The sequence below is a fragment of the Streptococcus oralis genome (assembly GCF_003943825.1).
Lineage (GTDB): Bacteria > Bacillota > Bacilli > Lactobacillales > Streptococcaceae > Streptococcus > Streptococcus oralis_CD.
The window spans coordinates 194,958-216,590 of the sequence record NZ_RJNJ01000003.1 but is presented as its reverse complement, the minus strand read 5'-3'; the positions used below and the strand labels follow the sequence as shown (position 1 = coordinate 216,590).

Here is a 21,633-nt window from a genome sequence, read left to right as displayed (position 1 = left end):
TCCTAAGCAGTTAGAGGAGAATTTTGCTATACTGATACTAGTAAGTGGTAAAGGAGCGGAGCATGACCTACACAATCTTAATCGTAGAAGATGAGTATCTGGTAAGACAAGGTTTGAGCAAGCTGGTCAATGTAGCAGCCTACGATATGGAAATCATCGGTCAGGCTGAAAATGGAAGACAGGCTTGGGATTTGATTCAAAAGCAGGTGCCAGATATCATTTTAACCGATATCAACATGCCTCAGCTAAATGGCATCCAGTTGGCCAGTCTGGTCCGAGAAACCTATCCTCAGGTTCACCTAGTTTTTTTGACAGGTTACGATGATTTTGATTATGCCTTGTCTGCCGTCAAACTCGGTGTAGATGACTACCTGCTCAAGCCCTTTTCGCGTCAGGATATTGAGGAAATGTTGGGGAAAATCAAGCAAAAACTAGACAAGGAAGAAAAAGAAGAGCAGTTACAAGATTTATTAACCGATAAGTTTGAGGGAAATATTGCTCAGAAAATCCAGTCCCATCTAGCTGACAGTCAGTTTAGTTTGAAGTCTTTGGCCAGTGACCTAGGTTTTAGTCCGACTTATCTGAGTTCCTTAATTAAGAAAGAGTTGGGCTTGCCTTTTCAGGATTATCTGGTGAGAGAGCGTGTCAAACAGGCCAAGCTCTTGCTTCTGACCACAGATTTAAAGATTTATGAGATAGCCGAAAAGGTTGGTTTTGAAGATATGAACTACTTTACCCAACGTTTTAAACAGATTGCAGGTGTGACACCTCGTCAGTTTAAGAAAGGGGAAGGCCGATGAAGCGTTCTTCTCTTTTAGTCAGAATGGTTATTTCCATCTTTCTGGTCTTTCTCATTCTCCTAGCTGTGGTTGGGACTTTCTATTATCAATCTAGTTCATCAGCCATTGAGTCCACTATTGAGGGCAATAGCCAAACGACCATTAGCCAAACTAGCCACTTTATTCAGTCTTATATCAAAAAATTAGAAACCACCTCGACCAGTTTGACCCAGCAGGCAGATGTCCTAGCCTATGCTGAGAATCCCAGTCAAGACAAGGTAAAGAAAATCCGAGATCTGTTTTCGACCATCTTAAAGGCAGACCAGGACTTGAAAACGGTGGTACTGGTCACCAAATCCGGTCAGGTTATTTCTACAGATGATAGTGTGCAGATGAAAACCTCCTCTGATATGATGGCTGAGGATTGGTATCAAAAGGCCATTCATCAGGGAGCTAAGCCAGTTTTGACCCCGGCTCGTAAATTAGATAGTCAGTGGGTCATTTCTGTTACTCAGGAACTTGTTGATACAAAGGGAGCCAATCTTGGCGTACTTCGTTTGGATATTTCCTATGAAACTCTGGAAGCCTATCTCAACCAACTCCAGTTGGGCCAGCAGGGCTTTGCCTTTATCATCAATGAAAACCATGAATTTGTCTACCATCCTAAACGTACTGTCTATAGCTCAGCAAGTGAAATGGAGGCCATGAAACCCTACATTGAGACGGGGCAGGGCTATACGCTGGACCATCAATCCTACGTTAGTCAGGAACAGATTGTAGGAACTGATTGGACGGTTATAGGCGTGTCTTCGTTGGAGAAGTTAGACCAGGTTCGGAGTCAACTCATGTGGACCTTGCTTGCTGCTAGTGCCTTATCTCTTCTTGTCTGTCTCTGCTTGGTGTGGTTCAGTCTCAAACGCTGGATTGCTCCTTTGAAGGACCTAAGAGAAACCATGCTGGAAATTGCTTCTGGTACACAAAATCTTCGTGCTAAGGAGGCTGGCGCCTATGAACTGAGAGAAGTGACTCGCCAGTTCAATGCCATGTTGAATCAGATTGATCAGTTGATGGCAGATGTGCGCAGGCAGGAAGAAGCAACCCGGCAGTATGAACTTCAAGCACTGTCGAGCCAGATTAACCCCCATTTCCTCTATAATACTTTGGACACTATCATCTGGATGGCTGAATTTCAGGATAGTCAGCGAGTGGTTCAGGTGACCAAGTCCTTGGCAACCTATTTCCGCTTGGCGCTCAATCAAGGAAAGGATTTGATTTCTCTTTCTGATGAAATCAATCATGTCCGCCAGTACCTCTTTATCCAGAAACAACGCTATGGTGATAAGCTGGAGTATGAGATTGATGAAGATCCTGCTTTTGGTAACCTAGTCTTACCCAAGTTGGTGTTGCAACCTCTTGTAGAAAATGCTCTTTACCATGGTATTAAGGAGAAGGAAGGTCAGGGCCATATTAAAGTTTCTGTTCAGAAAAAGAATACAGGGCTTGTCATCCGCATTGAGGATGATGGTGTTGGCTTCCAGAATCCTGGTGATAGCAGTCAAAGTCAGCTCAAACGTGGGGGAGTTGGCCTTCAAAATGTCAACCAACGACTCAAACTTCATTTTGGAGACAATTACCAGATGAAGATCAATTCTGCACCCGAAAAAGGGACGACAGTAGAAATATACATTAATAAAATAGCAATTAGCTAACTCCCACTCTATTCTGGGAGTTTTGCTTTTAAAATTCAGAATGATTAGTTGGCCTTGATAAAATCAGTAAAAAACGATATGATAGATAATGACAAAAGAGGTATCAAGTATGAAGGAAAAAGACATTCAAAGAGAAACAAGCCAGATTGTAGAAGATGTGTTGGAAAAGGCCAATTTGAAGCAAGGATCTATCTTTGTTTTGGGCCTTTCTTCTAGTGAAGTGATAGGTGGTCAGATTGGTAAGGAATCCAGTCAAGAAATTGGAGAAATCATTGTGAAGACCATCCTAGATATCCTAGAGGAAAAAGGAATTCATCTAGCTGTTCAAGGTTGTGAACATGTCAATCGAGCCCTCGTCGTTGAACGTCAGCTGGCAGAGCAGTTTGGTCTGGAAATCGTCAGCGTCCTTCCGACTCTTCATGCAGGAGGTTCGGGTCAGTTGGCAGCCTTCAAGTTTATGCAGGATCCAGTTGAGGTCGAATTTATCAAGGCCCATGCTGGGTTGGATATCGGAGATACTGCGATTGGCATGCATGTTAAGCATGTTCAGGTTCCGATTCGCCCTCTTTTGAGAGAAATTGGGCATGCCCATGTAACGGCTCTTGCAAGTCGTCCCAAACTAATCGGAGGTGCGCGTGCGCAGTATCCACAAGATTCTATCAGAAAGTCGTGAAATTATTCTGTAGTAAAAGAAGAAAAGTAAAAGACAGAGGAAGTAATGGTATTTATACCATTACTTCCTCTGTTCTCTTTTGTTGAATTTTGTGTAAAGTGCTCCAATAAGACCAGTTTTTACAAGAAGAAGGGGTGCTATCTGATGGAGAATTGCCAAAAGTAGAAAAAAGCAACGTAGAGATTTTTTTCGTTATAGAAATCAGTAAATAAAGCTGGATTTAGCTGTTCTAGGTCGGCTTTTTTGTGCTATACTTAAGATATGCATAGAAAAACAGTGATTGATTTTAGGGCTTTGGGGGAGAGATACACTTTTACCCAGCCAATCAAAGAGTTAAAAACGAGAGACTTATCAGAAGTAGCGGACTTGCTGGCACAAGTGGAAAGCTACCAAGAGCAGGGCTACTATGTGGTGGGCTACGTCAGTTACGAGGCTGCACCTGCATTTGAGGAGAAATTAGCAGTTCATAAAGCTCCTTTACTGGGAGAGTATCTGCTATATTTTACAGTTCATGATAGGGTAGAAACATCGCCTATTCCTCTGACTTATGAGGAAGTAGATTTGCCTTCAAAGTGGCAGGAAGAAACATCTGCAGAAAACTATGAAAAGGCTATTACCCAGATTCACCATCATTTGCGTCAAGGGGACACCTACCAGGTCAACTACACCGTCCAACTCAAGCAAGACTTAAACGCCAATCCTTTTGCCATCTACAATCGTATGGTGGTCGAGCAGGAGGCGGGCTACAATGCTTATGTAGAACATGACGAGATGGCAGTGATTTCCATGAGCCCAGAGCTCTTTTTTGAGCAAAATGACCGGGAATTAACGACTCGTCCAATGAAGGGAACAACCCAGCGGGGAGTGACTGATCAAGAAGACCTTGCCCAAGCTAGCTGGCTAGAACAGGATCCTAAAAATCGCTCTGAAAATATGATGATTGTGGACCTCTTGCGCAACGATATGAACCGTATTTCTGAGGTGGGGAGTGAGCACGTGGAGCGTCTGTGTCAGGTGGAGCAGTATTCGACCGTTTGGCAGATGACTTCTACCATCAAGAGTCAGTTGCGACCGGATGTGGACCTAGTTGAAATCTTCCGTTCGCTCTTTCCATGTGGTTCCATAACGGGAGCACCGAAAATTGCGACCATGGAAATCATCAAGGACTTGGAGCCCCAACCACGCGGAGTCTACTGCGGAACGATTGGTCTCTTGCTTCCAAATGGACGACGGATTTTCAATGTCGCCATTCGGACTATTCAACTGCATCAAGGGAAAGCCATTTATGGAGTTGGCGGAGGGATTACTTGGGATAGTACTTGGGAATCTGAATACCGAGAGGTTCATCAAAAGGCGGCTGTTCTCTATCGTAAACAAGCACGTTTCCAGTTGATTACAACTGGGAAAATCAGCAAAAAACAACTGCTGTTTGAAGATCAACATCTGGAAAGACTGACAAAGGCGAGCCGTTATTTTGCCTATCTTTTTGATCCGGAAGACCTGAGACAAAAGATAGAGAAAGAGTGTCAGACCAGCGATTCCCACCAGGACTACCTTTTGCGAATCATCCTCAGTAAATCTGGAGAGATAGAACTCAGTCGCCAAATCTTAACACCCCTCAGTCCAAGCTTCTGCAAAGCTAAACTCTTCCTGCAAGAAGCAGATTTGAATCAATCCTTTACCTACTTTAAAACCACTCATAGACCGCATTTAAATCTAGATAAACAAGAAATCATTTACCATAATGCAGCAGGAGAGCTATTGGAAACGTCTATCGGGAATCTAGTTCTGAAAATCGCTGGAAAACTATACACACCACCTACCAGTCAAGGAATTTTGCCAGGAATCTACCGTCAACATTTGCTAGAAAGAGGACGAGTAGAAGAAAAAGTCTTGACTTTGGCAGACTTGGACCAAGCAGAAGCTGTCTATGGCTGTAACGCGGTCAGAGGCTTGTATGAGTTGGAAGTGATATAATTATAAATTTTTTAATTAATTTTTAGATTTATTTGTTAATATTTAATATTTGATTTGAAAGCAAAATTAAAAATATGGTATACTAATAAGTATAAATCAATAAAAATAATGGAGATTTTTATGAAAAAATCAAAAAAAATTTTAGTAACCAGCTTAGCAACTGCAACACTGGGACTTATTGCATTATCAGATACAACTGGAGACTTTCCTTTTTCGGCTCAGCATGTTTCTGCTCAAGAAAAGGATGCATCTAAAAATGGTAAGGTTGTAAAAGAGAATACAACTTCGGCGTCAAATCAAGCTGAGAAATCAAAAACACCAGCGCAAAATCCTGCTGAGAAACCAAAAACACCAGCGCAAAATTCTGCTGAGAAACCGAAAACACCAGCACAAAAACCTGCTGAGAAACCAAAAACACCAGCACAAAAACCTGCTGAGAAACCGAAAACACCAGCTCAAAAACCTGCTGAGAAACCTAAAAATACAAGTCCTAAAGAGGATAAGTCCAAATCTACAGCTCAGTCTGGTTGGGTAGGCTCATCGTACTATGAAAATGGTACTAAAGTTACTAATAAGTGGATTTTTGATAAAAAAGCTAATTCTTATTTCTATCTAAATGCTTCGGGAAACTATGTCCAAAATGCTTGGGTAGGCAATTACTATCTTAAATCAGATGGTAAAATGGCTAAGAGTGAATGGATTTATGATAAAAACTATGGTTCATATTATTATCTAACCGCAGAAGGTAGCTACGCTCGAAACGCATGGGTAGGTAATTACTATCTTAAATCAGACGGGAAAAGAGCTAAAAATGAATGGTTTTATGACAATAACTATGGGTCATACTATTATTTAACAGGAGAAGGTAGCTACGCTCGCAACACATGGGTAGGCAATTACTATCTTAAATCAGATGGTAAGATGGCTAAAGCTGAGTGGATTTATGACAAAAACTATGGATCCTATTATTATCTAACAGCAGAAGGAAGCTACGCTCGCAACAAATGGGTAGGTAATTACTATCTAAAATCAGATGGTAAGATGGCCAAAAATGAATGGGTAGATGGTGGTCGTTATTATGTTGATTCTGATGGAAAGATGGTTAAAAGTGATTGGATTTATGATAAAAACTATGATTCCTATTATTATCTAACAGCAGAAGGCAGCTACGCTCGCAACAAATGGATAGGAAATTACTATCTTAAATCAGACGGTAAGATGGCCAAGAATGAATGGGTAGATGGTGGCCGTTATTATGTTGAATCAGATGGTAAAATGGCTAGGGACAAATGGGTAGATGGTGGCCGTTACTATGTAGGATACGATGGTGTCTGGCAACCAAAACCAGCAGGTGGGAACCAGTACAATGCTGCTTTAATTGAAGCGAAAAGCTATAATTCGTCTTCACATATGTCAAAAAAAGATCTCTATGACCAATTAACGTCACAAGTTACACATGGTTTTTCAAGTTCAGTAGCGCAGTATGCCATCGATCACTTGAATGCAGATTACAAATCAAATGCCTTAATTCAAGCAAGAGAATACCGAAAATACAGCAATTTATCAAAAACAGAAATTTATAACAGGCTAACTTCTCCTAGGATTGGAAAATTTACAAAAGAAGAAGCAAACTATGCCATTCAAAAACTAGATTTAACACCTGAAGGAAGCTCTGCTCGCAATAAATGGGTAGGATACTATTATTATAAATCAGATGGTAAGGTGGCCAAGAATGAATGGGTAGATGGTGGCCGTTATTATGTTGAATCAGACGGTAAAATGGCTAAGGACAAATGGGTAGATGGTGGCCGTTACTATGTAGGATACGATGGTGTCTGGCAACCAAAACCAGCAGGTGGGGACCAGTACAATGCTGCTTTAATTGAAGCGAAAAGCTATAATTCGTCTTCACATATGTCAAAAAAAGATCTCTATGACCAATTAACGTCACGAGTTACGCATGGTTTTTCAAGTTCAGCAGCGCAGTATGCCATCGATCACTTGAATGCAGATTACAAATCAAATGCCTTAATTCAAGCAAGAGAATACCGAAAATACAGCAATTTATCAAAAATAGAAATTTATAACAGGCTAACTTCTCCTAGGATTGGAAAATTTACAAAAGAAGAAGCAAACTATGCCATTCAAAAACTAGGGGATAAATAGTTATTGATTGTTATATGTAATTTTGCTACGCAAACCTTTGCACAAAACAGACGATTCTGTTATACTATATCTGTAAGCATTTTCAATTAAAAAGGAGAAGACGATGAGTCAAAAGATTATTGGGATTGACCTTGGTGGAACATCTATCAAGTTTGCGATTTTAACTCAAGAAGGAGAAATCCAAGAAAAATGGTCTATCAAGACCAACATTTTGGACGAAGGAAGCCACATTGTAGATGATATGATTGAGTCTATTCAGCATCGTTTGGACTTGCTTGGATTGTCAGCTACGGATTTCCGAGGGATTGGGATGGGATCACCTGGTGTGGTTGACCGTGAAAAAGGAACTGTTATCGGTGCCTACAACCTCAACTGGAAAACCCTTCAACCAATCAAAGAAAAGATTGAAAAAGCCTTGGGGATTCCATTCTTCATTGATAATGATGCTAACGTAGCTGCTCTTGGTGAGCGCTGGATGGGTGCTGGTGACAACCAACCGGATGTTGTCTTTATGACACTTGGTACTGGTGTTGGTGGTGGTATCGTGGCAGAAGGCAAATTGCTTCACGGTGTTGCTGGTGCTGCTGGTGAGCTTGGCCACATCACTGTTGACTTTGACCAACCAATCGCATGTACCTGTGGTAAAAAAGGCTGTCTTGAGACAGTTGCTTCTGCAACAGGGATTGTCAACTTGACTCGTCGCTATGCAGATGAATACGAAGGCGATGCAGCCTTGAAACGCTTGATTGACGACGGAGAAGAAGTAACTGCTAAAACTGTCTTCGACCTTGCAAAAGAAGGGGACGACCTTGCCTTGATCGTTTACCGTAACTTCTCACGTTACTTGGGAATCGCGTGTGCCAACATCGGCTCCATCCTCAACCCATCAACGATTGTTATCGGTGGTGGGGTGTCAGCTGCGGGAGAATTCCTTCTCCAAGGCGTGCAAAAGGTTTATGATGAAAATACCTTCCCACAAGTACGCACATCAACTAAATTAGCTCTCGCAACTCTAGGAAATGACGCTGGAGTTATCGGAGCAGCATCACTTGTATTGCAATAAGATCATAAAAGGAGAAAAACACTACTTTAAAGCCAGTGATTTTCCTCCTTTCTTTTTTTATGCTATACTAGTTAGGACAATAAATGAGGTGAGAGTAAATGACAAAAGCTGATACGATTTTTAAAGAAAATATTGAACGAATCCTCAAAGATGGTGTCTTTTCTGAGCAGGCACGTCCCAAGTATAAGGATGGGACCGTAGCCAACTCCAAGTACGTAACGGGTGCCTTTGCCGAGTATGACTTGGCTAAGGGGGAATTTCCCATCACAACCTTGCGTCCCATTGCGATCAAATCTGCCATCAAGGAAGTCCTTTGGATTTACCAAGATCAGTCTAATAGCCTAGAAGTGCTCAATAACAAGTACAATGTTCACTACTGGAATGACTGGGAAGTGGGGGATACGGGAACCATCGGTGAACGCTATGGGGCGGTCGTTAAGAAACACGACATTATCAATAAGATACTTAAACAGTTGGAAGCCAATCCTTGGAACCGCCGCAATATCATCTCACTCTGGGACTACCAAGCTTTCGAGGAGACAGATGGTCTTCTTCCATGCGCCTTTCAGACCATGTTTGATGTCCGTCGGGTTGATGGGGACATCTATCTGGATGCGACCTTGACCCAGCGCTCTAATGATATGCTGGTGGCCCATCATATCAATGCCATGCAGTATGTGGCTCTTCAAATGATGATTGCCAAGCATTTTGGCTGGAAGGTTGGGAAGTTTTTCTATTTTATCAACAACCTTCATATCTATGATAATCAGTTTGAACAAGCTCAGGAATTGCTCCGCCGTGAGCCGTCAAACTGCCAACCACGCTTGGTTTTAAATGTTCCTGATGGGACCAATTTCTTTGATATCAGAGCGGAGGACTTTGAGTTAGTTGACTATGATCCAGTCAAGCCACAACTGAAGTTTGATTTGGCTATTTAAGAAAATAAAAAGAAGTTGAGATTTCTCAACTTCTTTTGTTGCTTAATGTGATACGCGGCGGCGAGCTGCTTTTTTGCGGTTTTCTTCGATGAAAGCTGCTTTTTGCTCTTCTGGCTCAATCACTTTCTTTTTAATTGCGTATACTGCACCTGCAACGGCAGCGACAGTTCCTGCGACACCTGTTACAAGACCTTTAGCGAATCCTTTAGCCATGAGTCTTCCTCCTTTATCTTCCCGATCAGTCAGGCTCCTCAAGTGGTAGCATTTTTCTGACTGACCTTTTTGTGATATAATAATAGTAACGAAAAAATGGAAATTTTTCAAGGAAAAAAGATGAAAACAAAAATAATTGTGATTGTTGGACCGACTGCTGTTGGGAAGACAGCCCTTGCTATTGAAGTGGCCAAGCGCTTTGGTGGAGAGGTGGTCAGTGGTGACAGTCAGCAAGTATACAGAGGGTTGGATATTGGGACGGCCAAGGCTAGCTCAGAGGAGCAAGCAGCTGCTCCTCATCATTTGATTGATGTCAGAGAGGTGACCGAGTCTTACTCGGCTTTTGATTTTGTTTCAGAAGCTAAGAAGGCTATTGAGGATATTCAAAGCCGTGGCAAGCTTGCTATTATCGCTGGTGGAACTGGACTTTATATCCAGAGCTTGCTGGAAGGATACCATCTAGGTGGGGAAACACCTCATGAGGAGATTGTAGCTTATCGGGCTAGTTTGGAGCCTTATTCAGATGAGGAATTAGCCCATCTTGTGGAGCAAGCAGGTCTTGAAATTCCCCAGTTTAACCGTCGTCGTGCCATGCGTGCCTTGGAAATTGTCCATTTTGGTCAGGATTTGGAAAATCAGGAAAGTCCTTATGAACCTTTGATTATCTGCTTGGATGATGAACGCAGTCAGCTTTATGAACGGATTAACCATCGTGTGGATCTGATGTTTGAGGCTGGGCTTTTGGATGAGGCCAAGTGGCTCTTTGACCATTATCCAGATGTGCAGGCAGCTAAAGGCATTGGTTACAAGGAACTCTTTCCTTATTTCCGTGGGGAGCAAACTCTTGAGGAAGCGAGCGAGAGTCTCAAGCAGGCGACTCGTCGTTTTGCCAAGCGTCAGTTGACCTGGTTCCGTAATCGCATGCAGGTCACCTTTTATCAGATTGGAGAGTCTGGTGTGCAGGAACGTATTTTTAGCCAGATAGAGGAGTTTTTAAATGATTGAAACGGAGAAAAAAGAGGAACGTGTCCTGCTTGTCGGTGTGGAATTACAGGACATGGACAATTTTGACCTCTCTATGGAAGAATTGGCCAGTCTGGCTAAGACAGCTGGGGCAGTCGTTGTAGATAGCTACAGGCAAAAACGGGAAAAGTATGACTCCAAGACCTTTGTCGGCTCTGGTAAGTTGGAAGAGATTGCGCGGATGGTTGATGCAGAAGAAATTACCACAGTCATTGTCAATAACCGCTTAACTCCACGGCAAAATGTCAATCTAGAAGAAGTTCTGGGTGTCAAGGTGATTGACCGTATGCAGTTGATTTTGGATATCTTTGCCATGCGGGCTCGTAGCCACGAAGGGAAACTTCAAGTGCATTTGGCCCAGCTCAAATATCTATTGCCTCGCTTGGTTGGTCAGGGGATTATGCTCAGCCGCCAGGCAGGTGGAATTGGTTCCCGTGGTCCAGGGGAAAGCCAGCTGGAACTGAATCGTCGTAGTGTTCGAAACCAAATTACGGATATCGAAAGACAGCTCAAGGTGGTTGAGAAAAATCGAGCGACAGTCAGAGAAAAACGTCTGGAGTCAAGTACCTTTAAAATCGGTTTGATTGGTTACACCAATGCTGGGAAATCAACCATCATGAACACCTTGACCAGTAAGACCCAGTATGAAGCAGACGAGCTATTTGCGACTCTGGATGCGACAACGAAGAGTATCCATCTTGGGGGCAATCTTCAGGTTACCTTGACTGATACGGTTGGCTTTATCCAAGATTTGCCGACAGAATTGGTGTCCAGTTTCAAATCAACCTTGGAAGAAAGCAAGCATGTGGATCTTCTGATTCATGTCATCGATGCAAGCAATCCTTATCACGAGGAGCATGAGAAAACAGTCCTGTCCATCATGAAAGACTTGGACATGGAGGATATTCCTCGCTTGACTCTTTATAACAAAGCGGATTTGGTGGAGGATTTCACGCCTACTCAAACACCTTATGCCCTCATTTCTGCCAAGTCTGAGGATAGTCGTGAGAACTTGCAAGCATTGTTTTTAGAGAAAATCAAGGATATTTTCGAACCCTTTACCCTGCGCGTGCCTTTTTCAAAATCCTACAAGATTCATGATTTGGAAAGTGTGGCGATTCTTGAAAATCGTGACTACCAAGATGATGGAGAAGTGATTACAGGCTATATTTCCGAGAAAAATAAATGGAGGTTAGAGGAATTTTATGACTGATATTAAAACGTTGGCTCTAAAGTATGGAGGTTATACAAGTCTGGACAAGGTCTATCTAGATCAACTTCTAGCTGGCAAAACAGAGCAAGAGCAGTTGGCTCTCATCACACCTCCCCCCAGCGTAGTGAATGCTTACTTTGCTGAACTCTACCAGAAAAAGAGTCCTGAAGCTGCGACAGATTACTTTGCAGAACTCAGTCAGGAACTGAATCTCTACAATGCTGAGCCAAGTTTCACCTTTGAAAATAAGCCTTTTATTCGTCTGAACCTGTCGGGTAAATCTTTTGGATTTTGCTATGAGAGTGAGGGACTGGGGCGGATTTTCTCAGAAGCTGAGGAAGTAATCACAGCTGACTTGCTCTTTGAAATTGCGCAAATTTTCCCTCATCAACTCGTCTTTGAAGAGTCTGGAAAGATTTACATGAAGGATGCCGGAGACGAAGAAGTTGTTAGCGTAAAAAGTCTCACAGCTTTGACTGATTTGGAAAGTTTAGCAGATGGTCGCAAGCGTCTCAAAGGCTACAGTCAAGAGGATTTACTGCAAGAAGCTGTTGCTTTTTCTGGCAAGCGCTATTTCCGATCGGAAAATCGCACAGCCATGTTATATATTGATTAATTAGAAAGTATCGAATGGATATTCAATTTTTAGGAACGGGGGCTGGTCAGCCCTCCAAAGCCCGCAACGTTTCAAGTCTCGCATTGAAACTCTTGGACGAGATTAACGAAGTCTGGCTCTTTGACTGTGGAGAAGGAACGCAAAATCGCATTCTGGAAACCACAATCCGACCACGTAAGGTCAGCAAAATCTTTATTACTCACCTGCATGGAGATCACATTTTTGGCTTGCCAGGATTTCTTTCTAGCCGTGCCTTTCAGGCCAATGAAGAGCAGACAGATTTGGACATTTATGGACCACAAGGGATCAAGTCATTTGTCTTAACCAGTCTACGTGTGTCAGGTTCTCGTCTGCCTTACCGCATGCATTTTCATGAGTTTGACCAAGATTCTCTAGGAAAAATCCTTGAGACCGATAAATTCACTGTGTATGCAGAGGAGCTGGACCACACTATTTTCTGTGTTGGCTATCGTGTCATGCAAAAGGACTTAGAAGGTACCTTGGATGCTGAAAAACTCAAAGCTGCGGGTGTGCCATTTGGACCGCTCTTTGGAAAAATCAAAAACGGTCAGGACGTTGTTCTAGAAGACGGAACTGAAATCAAAGCTGCTGACTATATCTCAGCGCCACGTCCAGGTAAGATTATCACCATTCTGGGTGATACCCGAAAAACCAATGCCAGTGTGCGTCTAGCTGTCAATGCCGATGTCTTGGTTCACGAGTCGACTTATGGCAAAGGAGATGAAAAAATTGCCCGCAACCACGGTCACTCAACCAATATGCAGGCAGCACAAGTAGCAGCAGAAGCCGGTGCTAAACGCCTCTTGCTCAATCATATCAGCGCCCGCTTCCTTTCAAAAGATATCAGCCAGCTCAAGAAAGATGCGGCCACTGTTTTTGAAAATGTCCATGTGGTTAAAGACTTGGAAGAGGTGGAAATTTAGAAGATTGAGAAAGGATAAGTATGCGTACTATTCTGATTACCGGAGCAAGCGGTGGCTTAGCCCAAGAAATGGTCAAACTCTTACCAAATGACCAACTCATCTTACTAGGTAGAAATAAGGAAAAATTAGCCCAACTCTACGGAAATCATCCTCATGTGGAATGGATTGAAATCGACATTACTGATGACTCAGCCTTAGAAGCTCTGGTAGCTGACCTCTATCTCCGTTATGGCAAGATTGATGTCTTGATTAACAATGCTGGATATGGAATTTTTGAAGATTTCGACCAGATTTCTGATCAAGATATTCACCAGATGTTTGAGGTTAATACCTTTGCCCTGATGAATCTGTCTCGTCGTCTTGGAACTCGTATGAAGGAGAGGGGAAAAGGGCATATCATCAATATCGTCAGTATGGCAGGTTTGATAGCGACTAGTAGGTCCAGTCTTTACTCAGCGACCAAGTTTGCGGCTATTGGGTTTTCAAACGCTCTGCGCCTCGAACTGATGCCCTATGGTGTCTATCTAACGACGGTTAATCCAGGACCGATTCGTACTGCCTTTTTTGACCAGGCTGACCCAGATGGGACCTACCTCAAGTCGGTTGACCGCTTTCTCTTAGAACCAGAAGCAGTCGCTAGAAAGATTGTCAAAACCATAGGAAAAAACAAACGGGAACTCAACCTCCCAGTTTTGTTGAACCTAGCCTATAAGTTTTATACCCTCTTTCCCAAGTTAGCCGATAAGTTGGCAGGGGGAATCTTTAATTATAAGTAAAAGGAGTTCCTTACAAAAGGAACTTTTTTATAATATTGAACTGAGTTTCAAAAATTTGTTTGTTTTTGTTCTAAATCTACATTCACTTTTTTCGAATCTTCTACAAATTTTAGAAAAAACAATCAAAAATATGATTTTTTGTGTTTAGGGTATTGAAATTTCCTATATTATTTTATAAAATAAGGGTAAAAGACTATGAAAAAGTAATACGCTTACAATGAAATGGAAGCGGTTACTAAAGGAGGGTTTTATGGAAAAAGGCCATTGGAATCGTAAAAGAGTCTACAGCATTCGTAAGTTTGCCGTAGGCGCTTGCTCTGTCATGATTGGAACCTGTGCGGTTCTATTTGGAGGAAGTGTCATTGGAGAATCACCAGTTTTCGCCGATGAAACTCCTATCGCTCACACTGTGGAACAAGCAAAAGAGGAAAGTCCGGCAGTGGAGGAAAAAGAAGATCAAACTGTAGCAGAGCACAAGGATGTTGCAAGTGTCGATCAAAGTCAAGCTGCTCCAATTGAAGCAAGCAAACCAGAGAAGAAAGAAGATGAACCTGTAGCTCCAAAAGAGGAGAAAGCGTCACTAAAACCTGAAGAAACAGCTCCAAAGGTAGAATCTCAAGCTTCAAGTCAAGAAAAGCCTGTCAAGGAAGATTTGAAAGCTGCGACAAATGAAGAAGTGAATCAAATGATTGAAGATAGAAAAGTGAATTTTAATCAAAATTGGCACTTTAAACTCAATGCGAATCCTAAAGAAGCTGTGAAATCAGATGCCGATGTATCAACATGGCAAAAATTGGATCTTCCACATGACTGGAGTATCTTTAACGATTTTGACCATCAGTCACCTGCCCAAAACGAAGGTGGACAGCTCAATGGTGGTGAAGCTTGGTATCGCAAGACCTTTAAGCTTGATGAAAAAGACCTTAAGAAAAATGTTCGTGTTACCTTTGATGGTGTCTACATGGACTCTCAAGTCTATGTCAATGGCCAGTTAGTGGGACATTATCCAAATGGTTATAACCAATTCTCATACGATATCACAAAGTATCTTCACAAAGATGGTCGTGAGAATGTGATTGCTGTCCATGCTGTCAACAAACAACCAAGTAGCCGTTGGTATTCAGGTAGCGGTATCTACCGTGATGTGACCTTGCAAATGACAGATAAAGTTCATGTTGAGAAGAATGGGACAACCATCTTAACACCAAAGCTAGAACAACAGCAACACGGCAAGGTTGAAACGCATGTAGCCAGCAAAATCGTCAATACAGATGATAAAGACCATGAACTGGTGGCAGAATATCAAATCGTTGAACGTGGTGGTCAGGCTGTAACAGGCTTGGTTCGAACAGCGAGCCGTACCTTGAAAGCACATGAATCAACAAGCCTTGATGCGATTTTAGAAGTTGAACAACCAAAACTCTGGACCGTTTTAAATGACAAACCTGCCTTGTACGAATTGATTACGCGTGTATACCGTGATGGTCAGTTGGTGGATGCTAAGAAGGATCTGTTTGGTTACCGTTACTATCATTGGACTCCAAATGAAGGTTTCTCTTTGAATGGTGAACGCATTAAATTCCATGGTGTTTCCTTGCACCATGACCACGGAGCGCTTGGAGCAGAAGAAAACTATAAGGCAGAATACCGCCGTCTCAAACAAATGAAGGAGATGGGCGTTAACGCCATCCGTACAACTCATAACCCTGCAAGTCCACAGACCTTGCAAATCGCAGCAGAACTTGGTTTGCTGGTTCAGGAAGAGGCTTTTGATACGTGGTATGGTGGTAAGAAACCTTATGACTACGGACGTTTCTTTGAAAAAGACGCCACTCACCCAGAAGCTAGAAAAGGCGAAAAATGGTCTGACTATGATCTTCGTACCATGGTCGAAAGAGATAAAAACAACCCAGCTATCTTCATGTGGTCTATCGGAAACGAAATCGGTGAAGCCGATGGTAAACCTCATTCTCTAGCAACTGTAAAACGTCTAGTCAAAGTTATCAAGGATGTTGATAAAACTCGTTACGTTACCATGGGAGCAGATAAGTTCCGCTTTGGTGATGGTAGTGGTGGACATGAGAAAATTGCTGATGAACTGGATGCGGTTGGATTCAACTATTCAGAAGATAACTACAAGAAACTTCGTGCGAAACATCCAAACTGGTTGATTTACGGTTCTGAAACATCTTCAGCTACCCGTACACGTGGAAGTTACTATCGCCCTGAACAGGAATTGAAACATAGTAACGGACCTGAGCGTCATTACGAACAGTCTGACTATGGTAATGACCGAGTTGGCTGGGGTAAAACGGCAACAGATTCATGGACGTTTGACCGTGACAACGCTGGCTATGCTGGACAGTTTATCTGGACCGGTACAGACTATATCGGGGAGCCTACACCATGGCACAACCAAAACCATACACCAGTTAAGAGTTCTTACTTTGGTATTGTAGATACGGCGGGTATTCCAAAACATGACTTCTACCTCTACCAAAGCCAATGGGTTTCTGCCAAGAAGAAACCGATGGTACACCTTCTTCCTCACTGGAACTGGGAAAATAGAGAATTGGCATCGAAAGTTGAAGATTCAGACGGAAAAATCCCAGTTCGTGCTTACTCAAACGCTGCAAGCGTTGAATTGTTCTTGAACGGTCAATCTCTCGGTGTTAAAAAGTTCAACAAAAAACAAACTAGCGATGGACGAACTTACCAAGAAGGTGCCAATGCCAAGGAACTCTACCTTGAGTGGAAGGTTGCTTACCAACCAGGTACTTTAGAAGCAGTAGCTCGTGATGAAGCTGGAAAAGAAATTGCACGTGACAAGATTACCACTGCAGGTCAACCTGCAGGTGTTCGTCTCATCAAGGAAGAACACGCAATTGCTGCAGATGGAAAAGACTTGACTTACATCTACTATGAAATCGTAGACAGTGAAGGAAATGTGGTACCAACTGCCAATAATTTGGTTCGTTTCCAATTGCATGGACAAGGTCAACTGGTTGGTGTTGATAATGGGGAACAAGCCAGCCGTGAACGCTATAAGGCGCAACCAGATGGTTCTTGGATTCGTAGAGCCTTTAACGGTAAAGGGGTTGCCATTGTTAAATCAACTGAACAAGCAGGTAAATTCACTCTAACAGCCCATTCAGATCTCTTGAAATCTGGTCAAGTAACGGTCTTTACTGGTAAAAAAGAAGACCAAGAAAAGACCGTTCTCGGGACAGAAGTACCAAAAGTACGTACTGTTATTGAGAAAGAGCCAAAAATGCCGAAGACAGTCGGTTTTATCTACAGTGACGGCAGTCGTGAAAAACGTCCAGTAACTTGGTCTTCAGTTGATGTGAGCCAAGCAGGAGTTGTGACTGTTAAAGGTATGGCAGACGGACGCGAAGTTGAGGCCCGTGTCGAAATTCTAGCAATCGCAAATGAGCTTCCAACTGTTAAGCGTGTTGCTCCAGGAACAGACTTGAGCGCTGTTGACAAATACGTTTCTATTGCTGTTACGGATGGAAGCGTACAAGAATACGAAGTTGATAAGTGGGAGATTTCGGAAGCAGATAAAGCTAAACTGTCAGTTGCAGGATCACGTATTCAAATGACTGGTCAACTGGGTGGTGAGACTATTCACGCTACCCTTGTGGTAGAAGAAGGTAATCCTGCGGCTCCTGCAGTACCAAATGTAACTGTTGGTGGCGAATCTGTCACTGGTCTTACTACTCAAAATCCAATGCAATATCGAACTCTTGCTTACGGTGCATCCTTGCCAGAAGTTGTAGCAAGTGCTGAAAATGCGGATGTTACTGTAGTCCAAGCAAGTGCAGCAAACGGCATGCGTGCAAGCATCTATGTTCAACCAAAAGATGGTGGACCTCTTCAAACCTATGCAATTCAATTCCTTGAAGAAGCACCGAAAATTGACCACTTGAGCTTACAAGTGGAGAAAGTTGATGCTCTCAAAGAAGACCAAACAGTGAAATTGTCTGTCCTTGCACACTATCAAGACGGAACACAAGCAGTTCTACCAGCAGATAAGGTGAACTTCTCTACAAGTGGCGAAGGGGAAGTCGCAGTTCGTAAAGGAATGCTTGAGTTGCATAAGCCAGGAACAGTCACTCTCAAAGCAGAATATGAGGGGGCTTCAGGTCAAATCGCTCTCACGATCCAGGCCAATACTGAGAAGAAGGTTGCGCAATCTATCCGTCCAGTGAATGTAGTGACTGACTTGCATCAAGAACCTACTCTTCCATCAACAGTAACGGTTGAGTATGACAAAGGTTTCCCTAAAGCCCACAAAGTCACTTGGCAAGCCATTCCAAAAGAAAAACTCGACCACTATCAAACCTTTGAAGTTCTAGGTAAAGTTGAAGGTCTGGATCTTGAAGCGCGTGCTAAAGTATCTGTAGAAGGCATCGTTTCAGTTGAAGAAGTCAGTGTGACAACTCCAATTGCAGAAGCGCCGCAATTACCAGAAAGTGTTCGCACCTACGATTCAAATGGTCACGTTTCATCAGCTAAGGTTACATGGGATACGATTCGTCCAGACCAATACGCCAAGGAAGGTGTCTTTACAGTTAATGGTCGCCTAGAAGCTACGCAATTAACAACTAAACTTCATGTTCGCGTATCTGCTCAAACTGAGAAGGGGGCAAATATTTCTGACCAATGGACCGGTTCAGAATTGCCACTGGCCTTTGCTTCAGACTCAAATCCAACTGATCCTGTTTCAAACGTCAACGATAAATTGATTTCCTTTAATGACCGCCCAGCTAACCGTTGGACAAACTGGAACCGTACTAATCCAGAAGCTTCAGTTGGTGTCCTATTCGGAGATTCAGGTATTTTGAGCAAACGTTCAGTTGATAATCTAAGTGTCGGATTCCACGAAGACCACGGAGTTGGTGTACCGAAGTCTTATGTGATTGAATATTATGTCGGTAAGACCGTTCCAACAGCCCCTAAAAACCCTAGCTTTGTAGGTGAGGAAAACCATGACTTTAACGATCCTGCAAACTGGAAAGAGGTAAGCAATCTCAAAGCACCAGCTCAATTAAAAGCTGGAGAAATGAATCATTTCAGCTTTGATAAAGTTGAGACCTATGCGGTTCGCATTCGTATGGTTCGACTTGATAGCAAGAAAGGAACGTCTATCACAGAAGTACAAATTTTTGCGAAACAAGTTGCGGCAGCTAAACAAGGACAAACAAGAATCCAAGTTGACGGTAAAGACTTAGCAAACTTTAACCCTGATTTGACTGACTACTATCTTGAATCAGTAGATGGAAAAGTTCCTGCAGTAACAGCAAGTGTTAGCAATAATGGTCTCGCCACCGTCGTTCCAAGTGTTCGTGAAGGTGAGCCAGTTCGTGTTATCGCGAAGGCTGAAAATGGTGACATCCTAGGAGAATACCGTCTACACTTTACAAGCAATAAAGACTTGCTCTCTCGTAAACCAGTTGCTGCGGTCAAACAAGCTCGCTTGCTACAAGTAGGGCAACCGCTTGAATTGCCAACGAAGGTTCCGGTTTACTTCACAGGTAAAGACGGTTACGAAACAAAAGACTTGGCAGTTGAATGGGAAGAAGTTCCAGCAGAAAATCTGACAAAAGCAGGTCAATTTACCGTTCGAGGTCGTGTCCTTGGTAGCAATCTTGTTGCTGAGTTCACTGTACGAGTGACAGACAAACTTGGTGAAGCTCTTTCAAATAACCCAGAGTATGATGAAAATAGTAACCGCGCCTTTGCTTCAGCCACTAACGACATTGATAGAAACTCCCATGACCGTGTGGACTATCTCAATGACGGAAATCATTCAGAAAATCGTCGTTGGACAAACTGGTCTCCAACACCATCTTCTAATCCAGAAGTATCAGCAGGTGTGATCTTCCGTGAAAATGGTAAGATTGTAGAACGGACTGTAGCGCAAGCCAAACTTCATTTCTTTGCAGATAGTGGTACGGATGCCCCATCTAAACTCGTTTTGGAACGTTATATTGGCCCAGAGTTTGAAGTGCCTACCTACTATTCAAACTACCAAGCCTACGATGCAGCCCATCCATTCAACAATCCAGAAAATTGGGAAGCTGTGCCTTATCGTGCGGATAAAGACATCGCAGCTGGTGATGAAATCAACGTAACATTTAAAGCTGTCAAAGCCAAAGCCATGAGATGGCGTATGGAGCGCAAAGCGGATAAGAAGGGTGTTGCGATGATTGAGATGACCTTCCTTGCACCGAGTGAATTGCCTCAAGAAAGTACCCAATCAAAAATTTTTGTAGATGGAAAAGAACTTCCTGATTTCGCTGAAAACCGTCAAGACTATCAGGCAACTTATAGCGGACAACGTCCAAAAGTTTCAGTTGAGGAAACAGACCAAGTGGCTTCAACAGTTGTAGATAGCGGAGACGATAGCCTTCCAGTACTTGTTCGTCTTGTTTCAGAAAGTGGAAAACAAGTCAAGGAATACCGTATCCAGTTGACCAAGGAAAAACCAGTTTCTGAGAAGACAGTTGCTGCTGTACAAGAAGAACTTCCAAAACTCGAATTTGTTGAAAGCGATTTGGCCTACAAGACAGTTGAGAAAAAGGATTCAACGCTGTATCTAGGAGAAACTCGTGTAGAACAAGAAGGAAAAGTTGGTAAAGAACGTATCTTTACAGCGATTAATCCTGATGGAAGTAAGGAAGAAAAACTCCGTGAAGTGGTAGAGGCTCCGACAGACCGCATCGTCTTGGTCGGAACAAAACCAGGAACCTCTCTTCCAGAAGACGAAGTGAAGAACCTAGTCCTCGACAGACCCGAACTTATAGTCAAAGAAGAAACAATTGACTTCAAGGTTCAGGAGCGTAAGTCTGATAAGTTGTACCTAGGAGAAACTCGTGTCCTACAAGAAGGTCAAAAAGGTATTCGTCTTCATTTGATTGAAGTGGAAAATGGAAAACGTCAGCTTAAAGAAACTTACGATAAAGTCGCTGCTCAAGATCGTATAGTAGAAGTTGGCACTAAACCAGGAACTTCTCTTCCAGAAGATGAAGTGAAGAACCTAGTCCTTAACAGACGAGAACTTGTAATCGAAGAAGAAACAATTGATTTCAAGGTTCAGGAACAAAAGAATGATAAGCTTCCAGCGGGTCAAACTCGTGTTCTCCAAGAAGGTCAAAAAGGTATCCGTGTTCACTTGATTGAAGTTGAAAATGGCAAGCGAACTGAAAAAGAAAGCTATGATAAAGTCATGGCTCAAGATCGCATTGTAGAAGTTGGTACGGCTGGTGAAACGACTAAACCAGTACCTCAAGAATCTACAAAACCACAAGTATCAGAAAAAGCAGATACAAAAGAAATTGTTTCAAGTGAAGCTAGTCATGTTCAAGAAGAACAGTTACCAAATACAGGAAGTGCAGAAAGTCAAGCAGCTCTAGCAGCAGGCCTAGCTCTTCTTGGCTTGAGTGCAGGTCTAGTGGCCACTAAAGGTAAAAAAGAAGACTAGAATGAATAAGTTTTTCTTCTAAATGTATCTCAGAAAGACCAGGGAAACCTGGTC

General features: G+C 42.7%; 14 protein-coding genes. 13 read left to right on the top strand and 1 reads right to left on the bottom strand.

Annotation, left to right across the window (positions count from 1 at the left end):
- Positions 1-62 precede the first annotated feature (62 nt).
- The 7 genes from D8863_RS04100 (at position 63) to D8863_RS04070 (ending at position 9,305) form a co-directional block, all read left to right on the top strand.
- A complete protein-coding gene (locus D8863_RS04100) occupies positions 63-800 on the top strand; it encodes a response regulator transcription factor (protein WP_125441163.1) in 738 nt (245 codons plus the stop codon).
- Positions 797-2,488 carry a cache domain-containing sensor histidine kinase gene (locus D8863_RS04095; protein WP_125441162.1) on the top strand — a complete coding sequence of 564 codons (1,692 nt, stop codon included), beginning with the start codon at positions 797-799 and terminating at the stop codon, positions 2,486-2,488. Before D8863_RS04100 ends, D8863_RS04095 begins: the two co-directional genes overlap by 4 nt.
- A gap of 109 nt (positions 2,489-2,597) precedes the next feature.
- On the top strand, positions 2,598-3,161 hold the full coding sequence (locus D8863_RS04090) for a TIGR01440 family protein (RefSeq protein ID WP_185761443.1): 564 nt from the start codon (positions 2,598-2,600) through the stop codon (positions 3,159-3,161).
- Between the two features lie 261 nt (positions 3,162-3,422).
- Entirely contained in the window at positions 3,423-5,138 is a 1,716-nt protein-coding gene (gene pabB, locus D8863_RS04085; protein WP_125441160.1) for an aminodeoxychorismate synthase component I, read from the top strand.
- A 120-nt stretch (positions 5,139-5,258) separates the two neighbouring features.
- Positions 5,259-7,304 (top strand): Ltp family lipoprotein, encoded by a 2,046-nt coding sequence (locus tag D8863_RS04080; protein ID WP_125441159.1) that lies wholly within the window; start codon positions 5,259-5,261, stop codon positions 7,302-7,304.
- A gap of 103 nt (positions 7,305-7,407) precedes the next feature.
- Entirely contained in the window at positions 7,408-8,367 is a 960-nt protein-coding gene (locus tag D8863_RS04075) for an ROK family glucokinase (protein WP_000078548.1), read from the top strand.
- A 98-nt stretch (positions 8,368-8,465) separates the two neighbouring features.
- On the top strand, positions 8,466-9,305 hold the full coding sequence (locus tag D8863_RS04070; protein WP_125441158.1) for a thymidylate synthase: 840 nt from the start codon (positions 8,466-8,468) through the stop codon (positions 9,303-9,305).
- 42 nt (positions 9,306-9,347) lie between these two features.
- Here the strand turns inward: D8863_RS04070 and D8863_RS04065 are convergent, their stop codons facing one another.
- Positions 9,348-9,518: a DUF3042 family protein gene (locus D8863_RS04065; RefSeq protein ID WP_001051782.1), complete on the bottom strand. Its 171-nt coding sequence runs from the start codon at positions 9,516-9,518 to the stop codon at positions 9,348-9,350.
- Positions 9,519-9,638: 120 nt separating this feature from the next.
- Here D8863_RS04065 and miaA point away from each other — a divergent pair, with 120 nt between their 5' ends.
- From miaA to bgaA, 6 genes are all read left to right on the top strand, one after another.
- The gene (gene miaA, locus D8863_RS04060; RefSeq protein ID WP_125441157.1) at positions 9,639-10,523 is read left to right on the top strand and encodes a tRNA (adenosine(37)-N6)-dimethylallyltransferase MiaA; all 885 of its coding nucleotides are present in this window, start codon (positions 9,639-9,641) and stop codon (positions 10,521-10,523) included.
- Positions 10,516-11,754, top strand: a complete 1,239-nt coding sequence (hflX, locus tag D8863_RS04055; protein WP_125441156.1) for a GTPase HflX — start codon at positions 10,516-10,518, stop codon at positions 11,752-11,754. The genes miaA and hflX overlap by 8 nt, the downstream gene beginning before the upstream one ends.
- Complete coding sequence (locus tag D8863_RS04050) at positions 11,747-12,370, top strand: cystathionine beta-lyase (protein WP_125441155.1); 624 nt, start codon at positions 11,747-11,749, stop codon at positions 12,368-12,370. The genes hflX and D8863_RS04050 overlap by 8 nt, the downstream gene beginning before the upstream one ends.
- A gap of 14 nt (positions 12,371-12,384) precedes the next feature.
- The gene (gene rnz, locus D8863_RS04045) at positions 12,385-13,314 is read left to right on the top strand and encodes a ribonuclease Z (protein ID WP_125441154.1); all 930 of its coding nucleotides are present in this window, start codon (positions 12,385-12,387) and stop codon (positions 13,312-13,314) included.
- Positions 13,315-13,334: 20 nt separating this feature from the next.
- Entirely contained in the window at positions 13,335-14,090 is a 756-nt protein-coding gene (locus D8863_RS04040) for an SDR family NAD(P)-dependent oxidoreductase (RefSeq protein ID WP_125441153.1), read from the top strand.
- A 250-nt stretch (positions 14,091-14,340) separates the two neighbouring features.
- Complete coding sequence (bgaA, locus tag D8863_RS04035) at positions 14,341-21,579, top strand: LPXTG-anchored adhesin/beta-galactosidase BgaA (RefSeq protein WP_125441152.1); 7,239 nt, start codon at positions 14,341-14,343, stop codon at positions 21,577-21,579.
- The last annotated feature ends 54 nt before the right edge of the window (positions 21,580-21,633 follow it).